A 1,211-nucleotide genomic window follows, 5' to 3' on the forward strand; every position below is an offset into this window, starting at 1 on the left:
TGGGCGGGGATGACCGCACTGATCAACGCGCTGCCGCAGTGCACCACCCGGCTCGGCTTCGCCAACCCGACCCTGTACTCGGTCGCCGCACACGCCGGCCTCGGCGGGTTCCACGACATCACCGTAGGCTCCAACGCCTACCTCCCCCAGGCCAACGGTCACTACCCGGCCACCACCGGCTACGACCTGGCCACCGGGATCGGCACACCCAGCGCGACCACGCTCGTGGCCCACACCTGCCAACCGGCCACCCAGCTGCACCCACTCACCCCGGTCCGGCTGCTGGACACCCGCAACGGCACCGGCGGCACGACCGGGCCGGTCGCATCCGGCCACACGATCACCCTCAAGGTCCGCGGCGTCGGCGGGGTGCCATCCACCGCGACGTCGGTCGTGCTCAACCTGACCGTCACCGCACCCACGGGGACCGGCTTCCTGACGGCCTACCCGTACGGTGAGACACGCCCGACCTCCTCCAACCTGAACTTCACCCCGGGCGTGACCCGCGCCAACCTGGCCGTCGTGCCGATCGGATCCAACGGCGACATCAGCCTCTACAACGGGTCCACCGGCTCGATCCAGCTGATCGCGGATGCCTTCGGCTACAACAGCACCACCACCGGCAGCACGTTCACCACCACCTCACCGGTACGAGTGCTCGACACACGGACGGGAACCGGCGCGCACGGACCCGTCACCGCGGGAGCCACCGTGAACCTGCAAGTCACCGGACAACACGGGGTACCCGTCGGAGCCACCGCGGTCGTGCTCAACGTCACCGTCACCGCCCCAACACGCAGCGGCTTCCTGACAGCATGGCCCAGCGGCACCAGCCAGCCACCAGTGTCCAACCTCAACTACGTCGCCGGCGAGACGATCCCCAACCTGGTCGTCGTGCCCATCGGCTCGAACGGCAAGGTCAGCATCCGCAACTCCTCCACCGGCACCGTGCAGATCATCGCCGACCAGTTCGGCTACTACACCCCCACAGCCGCCACAACCCTCACCGCGACGACACCCACCCGGCTACTCGACACCCGGAGCGGCACCGGCGCGCCCAAGGCGGCGGTCGGCCCACGGCACACCCTCAAGGTGAAGGTCTCCGGCGTCGGCGGGATCCCGACCGGGATCAAGGCCATCGTGCTCAACGTCACCGAGACCGCACCGACCCAGGCGGGCTACGTGACCGTCTACCCGGACGGCATCACCCG

At 69.4% G+C, this 1,211-nt stretch carries 1 protein-coding gene; it reads left to right on the forward strand.

Going from position 1 to position 1,211, the window contains the following annotated elements:
- Positions 1-1,211, forward strand: a 1,211-nt coding sequence (locus tag FGL98_RS25685; RefSeq protein WP_425461032.1) for a hypothetical protein, incomplete at both ends; no start/stop codon positions are given.

The sequence above is a fragment of the Leekyejoonella antrihumi genome, assembly GCF_007845645.1.
Lineage (GTDB): Bacteria > Actinomycetota > Actinomycetes > Actinomycetales > Dermatophilaceae > Leekyejoonella > Leekyejoonella antrihumi.